This is a genomic window from Biomaibacter sp. TOL, from assembly GCF_059717795.1.
The window spans coordinates 2977522-2995178 of the sequence record NZ_AP046092.1 but is presented as its reverse complement, the minus strand read 5'-3'; the positions used below and the strand labels follow the sequence as shown (position 1 = coordinate 2995178).

Here is a 17657-nt window from a genome sequence, read left to right as displayed (position 1 = left end):
GAATTTTAAATACCCTTCCTACCGTTCTACATTGCTTCTTCTCCCCCCGCAGGGGGATAGTCCGGCTTCACCGGTGCACAGACAAAAACTTCAGGAACTTCTTCGTTTCCTTGCAGGCGAGCAGAAGTCTTTTTCCCAACCTCAATCCCGGATAAAACAGCTTCGTCAAATACCGGGTATGATCCCAGCAGTTTGATAAATCCGGTATATTGTTTAAGCGTTTCCAGAGCCTGTTTCAATACCCCATCTTCCCTGTGCCCCTCCACTTCGACGAAGAATACATATTCACCCAAAATTCTTTTTGACGGCCTTGATTCGATCTTTGTCAGATTCAAATTCCTTTTTGCAAAAACCCCGAGACTGTTGAAAAGGCTGCCCGGCCTGTTTTCCGTGGAAAATACCACAGCGGTCTTGTCTCTGCCTGTCCTGGACGCGTCTTTCGATGAAAGCACATAAAATCTCGTCATATTGTTTTTGTGCCCCTGTATATCTTCCTCCAGGATCTTCAAGCCGTATATTCCTGCAAGGCGACGGCTTCCTATGGCAGCGGCGTTTTTGCCCAGCTCCGCCACTATCCTTGCGGCCTCGGCAGTACTGAGAGTCTCCCTTACTTTAGCCTGCGGCAATTTATCATATATGAACTTTATGCTCTGATATAGCGCCTGGGGATGCGAATATATTTCTTTCACATTTTCAAGCGGCACATTTTCTTTGGCCAGTAGGCACTGCCTTATGGGCAGTATAAATTCACCTTTCACCATTACATCCACTTCGTGTATCAACATATCTACAGTAATATTCACAGAACCTTCAAGGGAATTTTCAACCGGCACCACGGCCTCATCCAGTTCCCCATCGTCCAGAGCGTGTATGAGCTTAGGAATGGAAGAATATTCGATTCTTGTATATTTTTTTATTATATCATGTTTTTGGTTTTCAATCCACATTTCCATGGCTTCTTCCGTAAAAGTCCCTTTTGGGCCGAGATATCCTATTTTTATGGACATGGCATCCCTCCTGTTTATTCTGTTTTAGAGCCTATCAATCACTTTTTCGGCGCCTCTCTTAAAAAGTGATTGAGAGTCTCTTTAAAAAACACAAGCCGGCCTGCATTTTTACATTTTTATATATTAAAAAACCTCTCGACCCCTACAGAGGGGCGAGAGGTTATGCTTTCCCGCGGTACCACCCAATTTGGCCTGCGAACAAACAGGCCCGCTCATAAAGGGTACGAGACACGAAATGTCTTTATACCCCCTTCCTTTTTACGGTGGAAGTTTCCGGTCACGCCTAATAGCTTTCGGGAAAAAAACCCGCGCATTCAGGTGACAGCTCCAGGGGGAACTTCAAAGGATTCCTTCATACCGGCTTTCACCTTCCCGGCTCGCTTTAAATCCGATAATCCATCTACTTTCCCCTGTCATTGCTATTAAACTTTATAAAATATATTGATTGAAAAGATTATAAACTACAGATAAGCCGTTTGTCAATAGGGAAATTTATTGAACTCGACTATATCTTATTGATATTCCTTGGCCAGATCTGCATATTCTATAGCCCGGTTTTTTGCCATCTCTATGTATTCCTTTGGGAGCTCTTTCACTGCTTTTGCCGGAACTCCCATAGCTAGCGTATATGGAGGTATTTCTTTTTTCTCGGTTACCAGGGCTCCAGCTCCAATCAGGGCACCTTCGCCTATCACTGCTCCGTCCAGGATGATGGCCCCCATGCCGATAAAGGCATTGTCTTTTATAATACAACCATGGACAATAGCACCATGACCAATTGTGACATTATTTCCTATGATGGTGGGATACTCTCCAGCCACATGCACTATGGTACCGTCCTGAATATTGGTGCAGGAGCCTATTTCTATCCTGTTTACATCTCCCCGCAGCACCGCGCGGTGCCATATGCTGGAGTTTTCCCCTATGGTCACATCTCCAATCACGTCGGCAGAAGGTGCAATAAAAACCGTCTCGTGAATCTTTGGATTTTTATCCTTGAAGTTTGTTATCATAGAATTAATCCCTCCATAATCATATATTCGAAGCCTACAGAATCAATTTGACAAGTTCCCGCAAATCCTTTATTTCATAGTCGATTCTAAGCCCTGTATCGTTTATGCGGTTCGTCGGGTTATACCAGCACGTAGCAACTCCGAAATCCGCACCGCCCTTTATGTCCGCGCTCAACGAGTCTCCCACAATAATTGCTCTGTCTCTATCCTGATGTCCGCAAACATTGAATGCATACTGGAAAAAACCCTGATGGGGTTTTTGATATCCGGCGTCTTCCGAAACTATCAGGTGTTGTATATACGGAGCGATGGCAGAGTTCTCCAATCTTCTTTTTTGTATTCTGGAAACGCCGTTGGTTGCGATTGCCAGCGTGCAGTAATGGGATAATTCCCTGCATATTTCCAGCGCACCGTCAATAAGGTAGCCACCTTCCGCCAGGAAACCAAGATACATCGAATTGAAAGCGCTCTCATCAGCTCCAAGATTGTATTCTTTTAAAAGTCTTTTGAACCGTTCAGTCTGGAGTGTATTTTTATCAATTTTTCCCTTCTCAAATTCCATCCAGACATCATTATTGATTTCACGGTACCTGCTTCTTACGTCGTCGCTGTATTTAAATCCATGGTATTCAAACGCCTTTTTAAGGGCTATAGCCTCAGCCGTATCATAATCAAATAATGTGCCGTCGGCATCCAGCAACACTAAATCGTATTTTGCCAAATCCATCACCTACTTTAATATTATTCAATCTGATATATGAATTCCATCAAGTTTTAACTGTGATAAGCGGATATAGGAATATATACAATTCTTTGTTTTCAAATGATTTAATTCAACTTTTTTTTGCATATTCCTTCTTTGTGTTTCGATTTTGATCAAAGCTTTTTTGTGCAGAATTGCTTTATTGGAATGGGTCAATTATAATAAATGTATAACCCTGACACTTTAAAAGAGGCGATATTTTTGAGTATCAGATATAACACATACATTACCTTTTCTTCCATTCATGACGTCCTTGCAATGGAAAAAGCGCTCAAAAATATCAGTGAGGCTGGGATATTGTTCGAAATTGTACCTACACCGCAGTCCATCAGTAAAAGCTGCAGCTCGTGCATAAAGACCGATGAAAATAATAAAAAGGCGATCCTGGAAATCGCCCGCAAAACAAATATTCCTGTAAGCGGTGTTTATTTGATGGAAGACAAGTTTAGCCAGACTGTACTTTGAGGCTTGTCAAATTCGAGATATTACCATAAATTTCCATGGAACTTTATTTGATTTTTTTCGTCTATATTATTAGGGCAGAACTCTCCAGAACTTTTCAGCTTCCAGAAGGAAGGATTTTCGGCTTTTGCTGCGAATAGTATAATAATCCGGGGGGTTGTAATAAAAGGAGGGATAATACTCACCGGGGTAGCTGCCCGTCATCATACTGCTTTCAAACAATTTTAAACAGCTTTTACATATGGAGGGAAAATCATGCTACATAATATGTACTGTTCCAAACCCTGGAGAAAACGTATTGTTTCGATTCTCCTGGCAGTTTTGCTTGTGCTGGGTCCGCTTCCGGCCTTTGCCCAGGAAATATCCCTTTATGAGGATTCCCAGATATTCACTGTAACTGCAGGAGTAACTTATGAGGGGAAGACGCTTTTTACCTCTCTTGGATGGCAAAAAATTCATATATTGAAGGTCGACCTTTCTTCGGAAAATATAATCATTGATTCGCTTTTGCCCGCAAAAGGCCTCTCGCAGAGGGATACCCTCGGCAGGATGGTGCAGGAAAACAATGCTGTGGCGGGCATAAATGGCGATTTCTTTATAATGGCGACTCCTTCCGCACCTATAGGAGTCCAGGTGAAAGACGGCAGGTTGGTTTCATCGCCTTCCAACCGTCAAGACATGGCTGCTTTCGGACTTACCTTGGATAAATTGCCGGAAATCCTCCGCATGGAATTTTCCGGAAAAGTGGAAGCCCCCGACGGAACAACATTCGATATTGGGGGAATAAACAAGATTGGAGATGGTTACAGTAAGATTTTCGTATATACCCCGGATTTCGGAGCGGCCACTCCCGCCGTTGCCGATACTGCTCCAGACCTTACTTTCGCCATAATCAGAAACAACCGGATAGAAAATATCGTAGATGGAAAAGCCGTCGATATCCCGAAAGACGGGCTGGTGCTTGCTGCCAGAGGAGACGGTGCCAATTTTCTTAAAAGTCGTTTTAGCGTTGGGGACCCGGTTAAGCTGGACCTCAATATCACTCCGGATATTTCAAACCTCGAGATGGCCCTAGGCGGTGGAGCTGTTCTGGTTGAAAACGGAGCTGTTCCTGCCACCTTTTCCCATAACATATCCGGTACCAATCCCAGAACTGCCGTCGGATTTTCTGCCGACAAGAAGATTATGTTCCTGGTAGTGGTAGACGGCCGCCAGGCGGCGAGCCGCGGAATGACTCAGAAAGAACTGGCGGAACTCATGGTGAAACTCGGGGCTTCTTTTGCCCTGAACCTTGACGGAGGCGGCTCATCCACCATGGTTGTTAGGCCTCTGGGAGAAAAACAGCCTACTGTTATAAACAGCGTTTCCGAAGGCGTCCAGAGGTTAATTGCCAACGGCATCGGCATTTTTTCCAGGGCTTCTGCAGGCGATGTCTACGGTATCAGGATTGTATCCAGCTCATTCAACATTCCTAAAGGCGGGCACAGGACGTTTGAGGTGCGGGCCTATGATAAAAACTATAACCCGGTGGAAATAGATCAGGATAGCGTTAAATGGAGCGTTACCAATAATCTGGGCGCTTTCAATAAAAATGTATTTTATTCTTCAAAGTCCGGATACGGCCAGGTAACAGCCACTCTGGGCGGTATTAAAGCGACTCAGGAGATAAAAGTGCTGTCCGACGGCGCAGTGCTTTCGGTGAGCCCCGGGAAAGTTCAAATGAATTGCGGTGATAAAAAGACCTTTGATGTCATTATAACCGATGTACAGGGTTTTAAAGCTCCCGTAGAACCTATGGACATAAAATGGGAAATACAAGGCAATATCGGTAATTTCAGTGCTGGTGAATTCGTTGCAGGGCAGACTCCCGCCAGCGGCGCCGTCATCGCCGGTTTTTCAGGTCTTAGAGCTGGAGCCCTGGTGCAGGTAGGCATGGGTGAAAAAATTCTGGAAGACTTTGAAAAACCGGATGGCAAGGAATTTTCTTCATATCCGTCTACCCTCGGAGGTTCCTTCTCGATTGTGACCCAGCCGGAACCGGTAAACCAGGGCACTTCTTCGGGAAAACTCGCCTATGAGTTTCCCGTAGGGGACAGCACGAGAGCCGCTTATGTAAACTTCAACAGCCTTTCACTTCCCGCAGGCACCGTGAAGCTGTCGCTGATGGTGTACGGTCAGGCAAAAGGACACTGGCTCCGCGGCACGGTGACTGACGCCGACGGAAATGACTACAATATCGATTTTTCAAAAAACATTGACTGGCAGGGATGGAAGAAGGTAGAAGCGGAACTCCCCGACGGCAAGGAACCGTTCAGCTTAAAACGCATATATCTGGTAGAAATCGACCCAACCGACAGCGATACAGGAGTCATATATCTGGATAACCTTTCTGCAGTTGTGGTCGGAAAATATGATGACTCTTTGCTGCCAGCTTCATCTCCCTGGTTTGATCCGGCCAACAATCCTTCGAATGCAGGAAATCTTATCTTCAGCGCTGTTGGGAGCTTAACAACATATTCCGGCACAGAAAGCCAGAAAATGACAAGCCTTGCGGCGTCTCTGGTAAATCGGTATAAACCGAAAATAAATTTAATAGCCGGTAATTTTTCAACAACAGGCAAAATATCATCTACAAGTCCACTGGCAATTTTCATGAAAAATATGAAGACCACAGGCTCGGGTTATCAAACCCTGGCGGAAAAGGAAGCCTCCTTCATCTTCCTGGATTCCTCAAAAGGAAGTATCAGACTTACAGATTACAACCAGTGGATAAAGCTTCAAAAGGACCTGAATGCCCTGCCAAAATTCAGGACCGTATTCATAACAATAGATAGAGCGCCGGAAGCTTTTTCGGACCCGCTTGAAGGCAGCCTTCTGAAAAAAATACTTTCAGACTATGTGAAAAATAAAAACCTCAATATCTGGGTGCTTTACGGAGGAGCTAGCCGGTTCGGCGCCCGGATGGAAAATGGTGTCCATTATGTTTCACTCCCCGGAGCCAGTGCAAAAGAGCCTTCGGTTGCTATTTTCAATATCGGAGGAGGCAAAGTTTATTACAGGGTTTTGCCGGTAATAGAAAAAATTATTTCCGAAACCCCTGCCGTAAAAAAGGGCGTTGCCGCCAATCTGAAAGTCTACGGCATCTCCCCGGCAGGCCAGAAGATACTTCTGTCTTATCCCTATGCGGTAGACTGGAAATTTCCTAATGGTATGGGCAGCCTTGATTCCCGGTCACTGGTGCTTACGGCCACAAAAACCGGCACTTTTAATCTGACCGTCAAAACCGCCGGGATCTCATCCTCATTCAGTCTGACTGTAGTGGATATGACGGTCAAAGTCAACGGCAAGGAGATTTCCTTCCCGGACCAGCAGCCTTATCTCAATAAAGACGGGCGCACCATGGTGCCGGTGAGGTTTATATCCGAAAGTCTGGGGGCAAAGGTCGGCTGGGATGAAAAGACAAAAACAGTAACTATAGCTGGCACAGATAAGTCCGATAATACCATGCTTGTCAAGCTGCGGATCGGAGAAAATAAAGCCAATGTCAATGGCAAGAACGTAACGTTTGACACCAAAGCCGAGTTCAAAAACGGCAGGACCATGGTTCCCTTGAGGTTCGTCAGCGAAGTCCTGGGCGCAAAGGTAACCTGGGACCAGAATACAAGGACCGTAAATATCAATAAATAATCTTCATTCCCAGATCCAGGGCCTGGGATGGACAGTAAAAACCACCCTGTTAATCGAGTAGGAGGGGGCGTTTAGCCCCCGTCCTCTCACACCACCGCACGTACCGTTCGGTATACGGCGGTTCACCAAGCTTTGCGAATTTCATGATATCTCTTTACTAAACTCATGAGCCCTTGACCTTGCCAGTCGGGGCCCACCGAAGGTGGGTGTTGTTTAAGGCTCTGTTTAATACCCCTGACATACGCCAGTATCCCTTTCGTATTGCCCTGAACCTGGCTCCGCTGCAGTTGGACTCTTTAAAATGAATAAATTCAATCACATGGCAAAGCTCGTGTTCAAACACAAGTTGAAGCGCTTCAAGGCTGCTTTTAGTCTTAATACCGCAGACTGGATTGCACCCTTTAATCGAACCGTATTGAAAAAAGAAATCTACTCCTATTTTGATTTCAATGACGAGATCCTCCGGCTTTATTTTATCTATGTTTTTTGGACAAAGCGTCAAACCCGCACTCTTTGTCATTCATCCTTGGCCTCCATCAATTCCCTGTTTCTTTTCAATATTGTCTGAAGGACTTCGTGTTCAGGATTGATTCCGAGGCCCAGGATGTGATAATTTCGGCCGTTATAAGAAGTGCTGACTTCGCCTGTCTTAGTACACAGAAAAGCTTTCTGGGCGAAACTGTAAAACCTTATGTACGATATCAAGCCTCGTTTTTCGGTTGTTTAGCCAACGTTCTTTCCAGAAATTAATCAAATCTGTCATTGGATAGTCGTAATAGTCTGGTTTTTTGGCATTTCCATTTAAGAATTCTAGGGTGTTTTTCGCCAAAGGGACATAATAAATTTTTCGTTTAAAAGAATGATGAAGTAGGAAATCAGTGTCAAATCCAAGAATATCTCCAGCTGCTCTAATTACACGCATTCGCCAACTCGGGCCGTCTCCAAAATTGTTGCCAATTACTATTCTCTTTTCCTCCAGCAGCTTTCGCATAAAGTGAAGTGTTTCATCTGTTAAATGAAGAGTTCCGTAACCTCTGGTTTCACCGATTGGTTGATATAACAACCTACCTTGATATTTTAGTCTGTTATATTGCGAACTTCGTCCATATAAACTCGTTGTAAAAATGCCGACCAAATCCTTTGCTTTGCGCTTTTCCATTAATGTAATGGTATTTTCGTATTTTTCTCTATAAATTTTCCTGATCTCATTAGAAACCAAAATGTACGCAATCAACTTACCTCCCAGCAACAGATTATAAGGAGGAACGGCACCTACAACATAGGCATCCATTAAGTATACAAGATTTTTGGTCCTAGTTTTCTTATCCCAACCGATAAAATCATCTCTTTCAGGAATATGAATTATTGGACTGCCAAGGGCTGCTATTCCAATTACTGGCTGTTTTTTTATTGCAGCATCTCTGATAATCAGTTTAATTCTTCGACCAACATACTCACTGTAAGGTGATGACCAGTAATAGCGAAATATCCGAAACAGGTTATGCTGACTCTGAGACTCGCAGACTTCAATGATTGGCTCTATTTTTGAATTGAGTGCTTCATACCCATTGGCCAAATTCTCTCTCGCAAAGTTAATATGTTTCTCAATCCAACTCTTGTTTTTAGAGATAATCTCATTCCTTCGAATCGCCATGGATTGTTTTATCGTTTCTTTGTCGTAATAGGCTGGGGGAACAACTTCTACCTCATCATTCTTAAAGTTTACATTCCAGTTCAGTCGTAATAAGTCTCGGAGAATCAGGAGTTTTACTTGCTCTTCAAGAGGTTTATTTGAAATATCTAACTCAAACTTCTCTGGGATTTCTATGTAATGACCGATGTTTTTGCTTTTTATCAAGATGTTAAGCATTGTAACACTAAATCCTTTCCCAGATTTCTTTTTTTGCACAAAAGTATTCTTTGCCGTCGGAGTGCTGAATAATTGTAACGTTTTCCTCTCCGAAAATCAAATTCATGAGAATTAGCATTAATTGATTCTCATTTAGGATTTCGTTGTCAGGCTTAATATCTACAACTAAGTGGTACAAATGCCCTTTGTATAAGCCATATAAATTATCATCGATTTTTGTATATGATTTTTGACCTTTATGGATTACTTCCTTAATTTTTACAGTTAAATCTTCTGCCATTTTCCTCAGTCTTTCGTCTGCTCGCCGTTTAATTTCAATAGCAGGAGAATTTCCATAAGGAGGTTCGTTTTCATTGGTTCTTATATTCTCTCTATATAGATTCTCAAAATTTCTAATTCTGACAGGTAGAACAAAAGGTTGTGTAGGAGCACTCCACATGTAACAATTTCCTCGGATTGGTTCCCCTATAAGATGGGCCAAAATATCGTGAGAAAAATGAGAATTGTACTTACCTAATGTTCCTGCATCCCCTTCGGAAAGCAGATGAAAACAAAACCAGTTATCAGCCTGACTCAACAGTTCAGGAGCCAAAGAGCCCGGTTGCTGCGTAACCAAGATTGCACCTAAATCGTATTTCCTCCCTTCTTTGACCCATTCAACAAACGGGCTTGTTTCATCTAAATTCCACCCTAATACACTTTGTGCTTCTTCTATAACCGAAATTACTGGAATAGGAGCTAATCCACCTGTGAAATTTTCTTGGTTATAGGAAAAGATTCTTCTCATCAATAAGCCAGCAATATTGTAACCAGCGGTGGAACTTAATAGGCTTATATCAACAATAACAATATGACCTTGTCGTAGAGCATCAATTGTACCATTGATTAATTGGCTATCTGGATCATGCAAATGTTGAATCACGTTATACATATTGCTTCTGGCGGCTGCAATTTCAGCTAAATTGTTTGTAATCTGGCTGGAACTATATCCAAGCAAACGACCGACCTCATTATCTGAAGCCTGGAGTTTATTTTTATAAATCAAATCAACTAGCTGTCTCCAATTTGTATCATAAACGCTTTTTAGTTTCAAGACATTCTGTTGATTTTGTCTGTCGGCTGAAATTGCAATGCCGATTACATCTCTAGCCGGGAGATTTCGAATATCAAGTTTTACTGATCCAGCCTTCCAACTATCATAATATTCATTAATCGCTTTTCTATTTGTGAATACGACAATATGGTCCTGAAGGTGCGGAACGTCACAAAGTCCGGGTCTATTTCTAAAGTCTGGCCAGAAGTACTCGCCGTCAGCATCAAAAATAAGAGTCCCAACGTGTTGCCCTTTTTCAGTTTTTGGTATTCCATTTCTATACAATTCCGAGATGAGATATTTGATAAGATTTGACTTTCCATACCCAGCTCGTGCAAAGACTACTGACCGCCTAGAAACCAGATTATTTATATTAAAGTAAACTGTTAGCTTGGGCGTCAAATGCCTGAACATATCATCAGACTTATGGCCACCTTGATTACCATCATACACAAACTCACCTAAGACGTAATCGCCTAAATCAGTTTGCCCTTGGCTGAGACTACAAATTTTCTTCAATACTTCGTCACTTGGTAAAGCTACCTTTGCTCCCAAATGTGGAAGTCTCCGTTGAGAGGGAACAAAAACAATATCCTCCTTACCATCCCTTTTGACTATCTTTACGGCGCCGAGCAATTTTACTTGTACACGATATTTCAATTTCTGCTTCTTCAGATCTTCTGGAACAGCTTGGCCCCGGCTCTGCATTGTGTTGATATAGTCTTCGCCTTCCGCTGAGGCAAGTATACCAGAAGGAACATACTTTGTAATCCTACCAAGTGAAGCTTCCTCTTCACTCTCAAGTTGGATTAGAAGAAACTGTCCTAGCTGGGGTCTTTCCAGCATTGAAGAATCATAAGGAACTATAATTTCGGCTGCAAATTCCAATCCTTTTTCATTGAACCCTTTAAAGGTTCCCATTACTTGAGATTTGGCGAACAACTCAGGCATTTCTATACCTCCGATTTGCTAGATTTTCCCCAAGGTATTTCATACGCAATATTCTTTCTTTTTCTTGATCATTTAATTTTTGTGTAATTCCCTCAAACAGAATATCTTGAAGAATTGAAACCTCTATTCCACTAACTTTTGCATAATCGTGTGCTTTTTGAATGCACATTGGGTAATCAGGGATGGGGAATCCATGTTGTGCATCCACAGTCAGTTGTCCAATAATTCTATCGGCATAAGGTACTTGCCAAGAAGCAATGTCCACTGGCCAGATGGGATCAAAAGTTCGATCGCCAAATTTAACTAAATACATTTGCCCCATTGACTGAAATAAATATGGCTTTTCGGGTTCTCCTTCTTTCCGGGCTTGATTATCTGCTTGGATTGACTCATAGGTATCCAACCATGTACGGTCGAATTTATAGCATTCCTCTTCAATTTCTTTAGGAACTTTAGCATAGCAAGGATATGGTTTGTGGAATACGCCCTCCAATTCCAATGCAACAGCCAATCGACTTAATACCGCGCTTTGCTTTGCTACTCCAACAATAGAGATATTTACATTTTTGCGACGGTGCTTTTCGATGCCTTCCCTAATTTTGGCATCAATTTTGGGAAATAATTCTCGTTTGAAGGACTTGGTTCGTAATAAACCATCTCTAACGATTATAGTGTCACTTCCCCACTCATAGTTCACTATCAGATCATAAAGAACTGCCCATTCAACAATATCACGATAACACCTAATTACACCAGTACTTTTACCTTCTTCTAATCCACTAAGTAAATAGGATAGCTGTTCTACTTCTTGAATACCAAGATCTTCACATAATCTTTTTAATGGTTCAACCAAAAGAGGACTGTCAGCTTTAACACGTTCATTTAAATCTTTGGTCTTAGTATTACTTGCGATTGCATCTATGGCGCACTGGTTTCCCCTAGAATCGACCACCCTTACAAGCTCTATTACTGCAGGATTAAAAAAAAGGCGATTATCACCACCGTCTGATGATACAAATGATACTGCGTTGACAGAATATGGCCGTATAGGTTTAATAAGGTCAGCAAAAACCTTGGCGTGTTTTCTAAGTTCCTCCATAATTGGTTCTTCTTTTTGATAAGCCTCATAGATTCGCTTTCTGAATTCGTCCAAATCATAATCTGCAAGAGCCATGATTATCACTCCTAAATTTTATCACGCCATTATGTATCTGATTGATATCAATTTTGAGTAGTCATAATGTCACCGAAATTCAACTTTCAGTTATGATGATGGTACACGATTCTTTTGACAGAAAGCAGTAAGCTTTCATATGATGGGTTGCCTTCCCATAAATCATAATGAGTTATTATACGTCCTTCGCTTTCACAAATAAGCAATTTTCCTCCAAATTCAGTCGGGGCTTTCAGTTTACCTTTTCTGATCGGTCTTGCCTCGGTATCAAAGATGCTTATAATACGATTTGGAATATAACGATTTTCTTTATTCACTTCCAGGGTTTGCTCGATAACTTTTTCAACGGTTGAGATAGTTTCTTCAATGGATTTTAGATCATTCCTGAATATCTACTTCTGACATGGGTATATATTTTGAACGTTTTTTTAAAATTAATTTATGGCTGCAATAATACATTTATTTTAATAATTCGATAGTAAATACCTAATTCCTTCAAAATTGTGTAAAATTAATTTAGCCATGTTCGGCTGCCATTGCACAAGCCACGCGGTTCGCACCCATCATTCAAAACCTGGTAAAGTCACAGTAACACACCCCGTAAAGGATATAACAATCCAAACTCTTAAAAGTATCGAAAAGCAAACGGGAATTAAGTTTCCCTAATCCCTCCTCTTCCCCCATTTTAATTTTTCATGAAGGAGTTGATTCTTTTGGTAAAAGACATTTACGTCTTTCCAGCGATATTCGATTATGCAGAAGACGGTATTTCCATCGAATTCCCCGATTTGCCTGGGTGCTTACCGTGCGCCAAAACAACTGAAGAAGCCATTAAAAACGCCAAAGAAGCTATGGCTCTGCATCTTTGGGGTATGGAAAAAGACGGGGATTCCATACCTGAACCCACTCCTGTAGATAAAATCCAGGTGAGAGAAAATCAGGCTGTAATGCTGATTGAAGTATATATGCCTCTTTACAGAGAAGCAATTGAAAATCAGTCAGTAAACAAGACCTTAACCATTCCTCAATGGCTGAACAAATTGGCCGAAGAAAAGAATGTTAATTTCTCTCAATTGCTTCAATCAGCATTAAAAGAACATTTAGGTATTCACGATAGGCCGTAATGGCCTTTTTTATTTTAGGCATGAAAAAAGAGCCCATGGGCTCTAAAATGTATAACACATATTCCGCACCCCTTCAAAAAACAAATTATTCTAGCTGACATCCTTCACAATAGTAGATACACTCTTCATTTGAAAGTGTTAATACCTTCCTTTTGGGATGAAGTTTTGCATTGAATAATACATCCTGTAATACTCCATTTAAATCTTCGATGATACATTTTGATCCACCTTTAATTTTTACGCCCCCGCTTTTCCGACGTAACCCGGCCTCAATGCGCTATTCTCAACTTATTTATTTCTCTAAATCTGCTTCTTCATCTATGCAATTAAAAAGTTTCGAACCTCAATTCCCACACTTCTCACTATACCAACTAAAATTTAAACCACACTCAGGACAACTCCACCTGGATTTTTGCTCTCTTAACCAATATTCAACCCCGTGTTTTTTTATGAAATCTAGATTTTTTATCACTACCGAGTGGTGAGAATATTTATCATGTCTGAAATCTATGAGTCTCTGGCAAGGATATCATGTTACCTCGTCATAGAGATTGTCAATTATACAGCAAAGCTCATTCCAGATTTTGAATTTTTCACTGCCTAATAATAATGATAATTCCTCATTTGATGGTATTTGTTCTAACAAACAAATGCACCTTACTATCGTAAATATAAAATTCTCTTACTTCAACTAACATTTACTCATCTTTTGTGTCCAAAATTCTGTCCACTCTCGATCCATTTTGTTTAAACGGTTCTTTTTAAGGTTCTCTTTGATTATCCAAATAATATCTTTGTCTGTAGTTGATGTCCATTTTTCAAATATTTTCTTGCCTTCTTCAGGGTTCCCAACTATCGCGACGCTCCAGCAATATCACATTCCCTTTTTCAGAGCTTTAAAACTTTCGTCTTTTCTATCCGGGGTTTTTTTAATTGAATCTGTAATGTCATCCAATATTTGCAGCACTTTCAATACTTGCTCTTTTTGTTTTAACAATTTGGGTTCACAAAGTGCTGCTGCCGCAGCTCTTTTTTCATAGTTGTTACCCCTTGCCCATTCTTCCATTTGTTTTATTAGTTCTTCCATATGATTTTCGCCGTAAATCTGCAAGGCCATTGCTACCGCTTCACGAATTCTCCACCTGGTGTCTGATGCAAGTAAACGTAATTTTTCAAGGTATTCTTTTTTTTCTTCTTTTATGAGCTTACCTAATCCCAGCGTTCCGCAAAAAGCCAAGAATTCCTGTTGTGAATTTACTGGAGCTTTTTCAGGTGTATAGCTGAGCAGGTGCAAAAATTTTTCTTCATTTCCTACCTCTGCAACGGCCTGGGCTAATTCTATGTTGGCGCGGTGGCCAGGTAGTCCCGATTCTTGCATCAGGTAAGAATCCCAATATTCTAAGCTTTTCAATTTCCCAATATACGCTTCAACTTTTTTCATACATTTTCTCCTTTGAGTCGGCATTGTTTTCCTTTTACCATTCTATCAAGTTTTTGCTTATTCAACAATGCCATAGAAATATTAATTCTTACTCAGTATTTGTTCCACTTTTCCTTCAGTATTAACAGGTTTGGTTAATGTCGGCATATTCCTGCCCATATTAATATGCAAGCAACGGGCGTTATCCTTCTGAATACACTTTCCCCAAGTTTCTTCCTATATACTTTTAATGCAATATTTCCTTCTACTGAATCAATCGGTAGTCCACTTTCACCTAGTCTGTAGTTAATGGCATTACCCCTTATCGCTCTTCCCCTTTTTCATGTAAAAGTCGAACTGTCTCAATAAATACCTCCCAAGGCAAGAACTGACTAGAACCCAAGTTATCAACATAAATACCTTTTTCTGATAGTTTAGCTTGAAATGTTTTATTGCCTTTCAACAAAGGTATTCTTGCTGGATTTCCTTCTGACTCAAATTTACTTTTTATAATACTAATTATTGATTCCAGTGTAAAAACCCTGTTTTTATACCCCTTTATCCGAACCTTGAAAACTTCATAAGGTATAAACTGGAAAATATTTTAGCTTCGAGAATAATTTTTGCTATATTCACCTCTAATATCCGGTATTTTACTACCCTTTCCGGGACCTTTTACCATTTATTGGCTTAAAATGGGCAGACTTATCCCTGTATCTTGAGGCATGAGTTTTTTGGTCTGCTCTATCATGTAATTTGCAAACCTCTTGAAGTTGTGGGCTAATACCTTAAAGCCTACAACCATGTTACATTTTACAAAGCCTCTTACTTTGAGTTTGCCAAGCTGGTGGCCACGCTTTAATGCCGAGTTGGTCCCTTCTATGGCTGCTCTCATGCTGGTGTTTTCTTTGCGGCATTCTTCGATTTTTTGACGCTGTCTTGCTGTTTCTATGGCTTTTAGATTTATACGGACTACATAATCTTTCTTCTGCTTTTTGCAGTAACAGTCTTGTCTATGTTTACATGCATCGCATATATTCAAGGCAAAATGAGCTACTGTCTGACCTTTGGTGATGCCAGTGTGGATAGGGGCCATGCCTTCAGGACATTTTGTTATTATGTTGGTGGATTCATCTATTTCAAACTGTGTTATGGATAATGTCTTTTGAGGTTTTTTGCCGTTGAGGTTGGTGAAGTGAAGTTCAATTTCGTTTTCTTTACCTTTTTCGATTACTTCAGGACAGTAGTATCCACCATCAAAATAGAGGTGTTTGCAGTCGGTGTTTTCTTTTGTACTGGCCCCCTATTATTTGGACTTAAACGACCAACACGCCACGATTCACAGTATTTCTTAAAAATGCTTCATAAAATGCTGAAGGTGTCATATAATTCAAAGATTCATGGGGCCTTTCGCAAAGATAAAATTTTATATAATCATCCAGGCCTTTAAAAAATGAACTATAACTGGCAAAATCATTTAAATTAACATATTCTTCTTTCAAGGTTCTATGAAATCTTTCAATATTTGGGTTTCTTTCAGGCGACCTTACTGGTATTCGCTCATGCAGTATACCCTGTTTAGTACAAAATTCCTGAAATTCTTTTGACTTAAACTGCGGCCCATTATCGGTTCTGATTGTTAAACTATCTGTTATATGCCTTGATGCAATGGCTTTTGTTACGGTTTTTATCACATCGCTCTTTGTTATCGAAAAACCAGCCTTATAGCCTACTATCTCTAAGGTATATGTATCTATTATATCCAGGATAAAGATTATTCTAGGGAAAATGGTCACATATGTAATATCCATCTGCCAGTGGGTATTCGGGGCCTCGACAGATACTTTTTTGAAAACTATTTCAGTATTGGAAGAAGCGTAGTGTTTAATAACTGGCAAAAGCAGATCCATTTCTTTGCATAGTCTGTAACCCTTTTTCTTGTTGATAATAATTCCAAACTTTGACCTTAAGAGAAATGTAAGTTTTTTATACCCAAAGAATGGGAATTCCTCAGCTAAATCAAAAAGTAGGGTCTTTATCATTTCATCGGATATATATTCACCACTAAGTGTTTCTGAATAACCCGGCTTTGAGCATCCCCGCTTTGAATCCGTACTTTCTTGTCGAGGTTCATAGAAAAATGTGCTTTTGGGTATATTAGAAATTTTAAGTAGAAAATCTAGATTATAGCCCTCAGAATATAAATGCTTTATTAGATCGATTTTATCGGCTATAGACGGTTGGTTTTTTTTAGAAGCTCTTTTAGATAAGCAATTTCGAGGTCTTTATCAACGATGATAGAACGAAGCATGATGTTTTCTTTTCTGAGATTTACTTTTTCGTCATCATCGTTACTATCGTTAGGGTTTAAAAGCTTTTTTCTCCAGTAATCGATTGTAGTTTTTGATATGCCGTATTTCCTACAGACAGCTATTTTAGTGGTACATGAACTCTGAGCTTCGGATAAGATAGCGAGCTTTTCTTCCGTAGTAAAATTCTTCCTCGCTGCCATAGAAAAATTCCCCCTTCAAGAGTTATTTTATCATGTTGTGCGTTTTGGTCCAATTCTCTTGAGGGGCCAGCAAGTTTGATAACGGGTATTCTTTCCTGACCTACTTCTGCATCGCTTTTGATGTTTTGATCTGTCTTGTAGTCTGTGATCATCTGGAATGGATTGTTCTTTGAACAGGTTTCTGTAATGGTTAGTGTATATCCGCTTTGGGCTTTATCTCCCTTTTTTCTGTATGTGGCATCTTCATCATAAGCTGACTGCAAGGAGTTGGTAGGAATATCTTTATTGTCTTTGGCTTTGAGTTTGTTTTTTTGTTCATCAAATACGGATTGCTCTGATATGAATCTTGTGAGTATCCTCAAGGTATTGGGATCTTTTATTTCAGGAGCTTTTTCTATGATGTTCTTAACATCAAGGCAAAGGTTCAGGAGCATGTCCAGTTTGCTTTCATTTTCCGATGGTTTTGCTCTGTAGATTATGTCTGTTTTGAATTCGGGTTTTAAGACTTCTTTGAGGTTTGGTGTAAGAAGGTCTTCAGGTACGGATTTTACTGCCCTTTCCAAAACGTCAAAGGCTAATGC

16 protein-coding genes and 1 other annotated feature are annotated in these 17657 nt (G+C 40.6%); of the genes, 4 read left to right on the top strand and 12 right to left on the bottom strand.

The window, feature by feature from the left end:
- Positions 1–26 precede the first annotated feature (26 nt).
- From pheA to AC6I1H_RS14740, 3 genes are all read right to left on the bottom strand, one after another.
- Positions 27–1007: a prephenate dehydratase gene (gene pheA / locus AC6I1H_RS14750; RefSeq protein WP_497738285.1), complete on the bottom strand. Its 981-nt coding sequence runs from the start codon at positions 1005–1007 to the stop codon at positions 27–29.
- Between the two features lie 145 nt (positions 1008–1152).
- Positions 1153–1433: a binding site (T-box leader), on the bottom strand.
- Positions 1434–1519: 86 nt separating this feature from the next.
- Positions 1520–2020, bottom strand: a complete 501-nt coding sequence (locus AC6I1H_RS14745) for a gamma carbonic anhydrase family protein (RefSeq protein WP_497738284.1) — start codon at positions 2018–2020, stop codon at positions 1520–1522.
- Positions 2021–2054: 34 nt separating this feature from the next.
- On the bottom strand, positions 2055–2741 hold the full coding sequence (locus AC6I1H_RS14740; RefSeq protein ID WP_497738283.1) for a YjjG family noncanonical pyrimidine nucleotidase: 687 nt from the start codon (positions 2739–2741) through the stop codon (positions 2055–2057).
- A gap of 243 nt (positions 2742–2984) precedes the next feature.
- Between AC6I1H_RS14740 and AC6I1H_RS14735 the strand changes: the two genes are divergently transcribed.
- Together AC6I1H_RS14735 and AC6I1H_RS14730 are read left to right on the top strand one after the other, a co-directional pair.
- On the top strand, positions 2985–3248 hold the full coding sequence (locus AC6I1H_RS14735) for a putative Se/S carrier protein (RefSeq protein ID WP_497738282.1): 264 nt from the start codon (positions 2985–2987) through the stop codon (positions 3246–3248).
- Between the two features lie 252 nt (positions 3249–3500).
- On the top strand, positions 3501–6932 hold the full coding sequence (locus AC6I1H_RS14730) for a stalk domain-containing protein (protein ID WP_497738281.1): 3432 nt from the start codon (positions 3501–3503) through the stop codon (positions 6930–6932).
- A 163-nt stretch (positions 6933–7095) separates the two neighbouring features.
- On the opposite strand, the gene AC6I1H_RS14725 is transcribed toward AC6I1H_RS14730, so the two are convergent.
- The 4 genes from AC6I1H_RS14725 to AC6I1H_RS14710 all read right to left on the bottom strand — a co-directional run bounded on the left by AC6I1H_RS14725 (position 7096) and on the right by AC6I1H_RS14710 (position 12020).
- Positions 7096–7452, bottom strand: a complete 357-nt coding sequence (locus tag AC6I1H_RS14725; protein WP_497738280.1) for a hypothetical protein — start codon at positions 7450–7452, stop codon at positions 7096–7098.
- A gap of 129 nt (positions 7453–7581) precedes the next feature.
- Positions 7582–8802: a Druantia anti-phage system protein DruA gene (locus AC6I1H_RS14720; protein WP_497738279.1), complete on the bottom strand. Its 1221-nt coding sequence runs from the start codon at positions 8800–8802 to the stop codon at positions 7582–7584.
- Between the two features lie 7 nt (positions 8803–8809).
- The gene (locus AC6I1H_RS14715) at positions 8810–10846 is read right to left on the bottom strand and encodes an ATP-binding protein (protein ID WP_497738278.1); all 2037 of its coding nucleotides are present in this window, start codon (positions 10844–10846) and stop codon (positions 8810–8812) included.
- The gene (locus tag AC6I1H_RS14710) at positions 10839–12020 is read right to left on the bottom strand and encodes a hypothetical protein (RefSeq protein ID WP_497738277.1); all 1182 of its coding nucleotides are present in this window, start codon (positions 12018–12020) and stop codon (positions 10839–10841) included. The genes AC6I1H_RS14715 and AC6I1H_RS14710 overlap by 8 nt, the downstream gene beginning before the upstream one ends.
- Positions 12021–12542: 522 nt before the next feature.
- Here AC6I1H_RS14710 and AC6I1H_RS14705 point away from each other — a divergent pair.
- Both AC6I1H_RS14705 and AC6I1H_RS14700 read left to right on the top strand, forming a co-directional pair.
- Complete coding sequence (locus AC6I1H_RS14705; protein WP_497738276.1) at positions 12543–12686, top strand: type II toxin-antitoxin system HicA family toxin; 144 nt, start codon at positions 12543–12545, stop codon at positions 12684–12686.
- 47 nt (positions 12687–12733) lie between these two features.
- Complete coding sequence (locus AC6I1H_RS14700) at positions 12734–13144, top strand: type II toxin-antitoxin system HicB family antitoxin (protein ID WP_497738275.1); 411 nt, start codon at positions 12734–12736, stop codon at positions 13142–13144.
- Between the two features lie 874 nt (positions 13145–14018).
- Here the strand turns inward: AC6I1H_RS14700 and AC6I1H_RS14695 are convergent.
- The 5 genes from AC6I1H_RS14695 to AC6I1H_RS14675 form a co-directional block, all read right to left on the bottom strand.
- Positions 14019–14585, bottom strand: a complete 567-nt coding sequence (locus AC6I1H_RS14695) for a hypothetical protein (protein WP_497738274.1) — start codon at positions 14583–14585, stop codon at positions 14019–14021.
- A gap of 661 nt (positions 14586–15246) precedes the next feature.
- On the bottom strand, positions 15247–15660 hold the full coding sequence (locus AC6I1H_RS14690) for a transposase (RefSeq protein ID WP_497738273.1): 414 nt from the start codon (positions 15658–15660) through the stop codon (positions 15247–15249).
- A gap of 220 nt (positions 15661–15880) precedes the next feature.
- Positions 15881–16777 carry an IS3 family transposase gene (locus tag AC6I1H_RS14685; RefSeq protein WP_497740818.1) on the bottom strand — a complete coding sequence of 299 codons (897 nt, stop codon included), beginning with the start codon at positions 16775–16777 and terminating at the stop codon, positions 15881–15883.
- A gap of 17 nt (positions 16778–16794) precedes the next feature.
- Positions 16795–17076: a transposase gene (locus tag AC6I1H_RS14680; protein WP_497737358.1), complete on the bottom strand. Its 282-nt coding sequence runs from the start codon at positions 17074–17076 to the stop codon at positions 16795–16797.
- Positions 16995–17639 (bottom strand): hypothetical protein, encoded by a 645-nt coding sequence (locus tag AC6I1H_RS14675; protein ID WP_497738272.1) that lies wholly within the window; start codon positions 17637–17639, stop codon positions 16995–16997. Before AC6I1H_RS14675 ends, AC6I1H_RS14680 begins: the two co-directional genes overlap by 82 nt.
- Between the last annotated feature and the right edge of the window lie 18 nt (positions 17640–17657).

Coding starts and splice junctions, on each gene's coding strand:
- AC6I1H_RS14715 (WP_497738278.1), bottom strand. CDS start 10,846: ATGCCTGAGTTGTTCGCCAAATCTCAAGTAATGGGAACCTTTAAAGGG.
- AC6I1H_RS14720 (WP_497738279.1), bottom strand. CDS start 8,802: ATGCTTAACATCTTGATAAAAAGCAAAAACATCGGTCATTACATAGAA.
- AC6I1H_RS14745 (WP_497738284.1), bottom strand. CDS start 2,020: ATGATAACAAACTTCAAGGATAAAAATCCAAAGATTCACGAGACGGTT.
- AC6I1H_RS14680 (WP_497737358.1), bottom strand. CDS start 17,076: ATGGCAGCGAGGAAGAATTTTACTACGGAAGAAAAGCTCGCTATCTTA.
- AC6I1H_RS14690 (WP_497738273.1), bottom strand. CDS start 15,660: ATGGCCCCTATCCACACTGGCATCACCAAAGGTCAGACAGTAGCTCAT.
- AC6I1H_RS14725 (WP_497738280.1), bottom strand. CDS start 7,452: ATGACAAAGAGTGCGGGTTTGACGCTTTGTCCAAAAAACATAGATAAA.
- AC6I1H_RS14710 (WP_497738277.1), bottom strand. CDS start 12,020: ATGGCTCTTGCAGATTATGATTTGGACGAATTCAGAAAGCGAATCTAT.
- AC6I1H_RS14730 (WP_497738281.1), top strand. CDS start 3,501: ATGCTACATAATATGTACTGTTCCAAACCCTGGAGAAAACGTATTGTT.
- pheA (WP_497738285.1), bottom strand. CDS start 1,007: ATGTCCATAAAAATAGGATATCTCGGCCCAAAAGGGACTTTTACGGAA.
- AC6I1H_RS14695 (WP_497738274.1), bottom strand. CDS start 14,585: ATGAAAAAAGTTGAAGCGTATATTGGGAAATTGAAAAGCTTAGAATAT.
- AC6I1H_RS14705 (WP_497738276.1), top strand. CDS start 12,543: ATGTTCGGCTGCCATTGCACAAGCCACGCGGTTCGCACCCATCATTCA.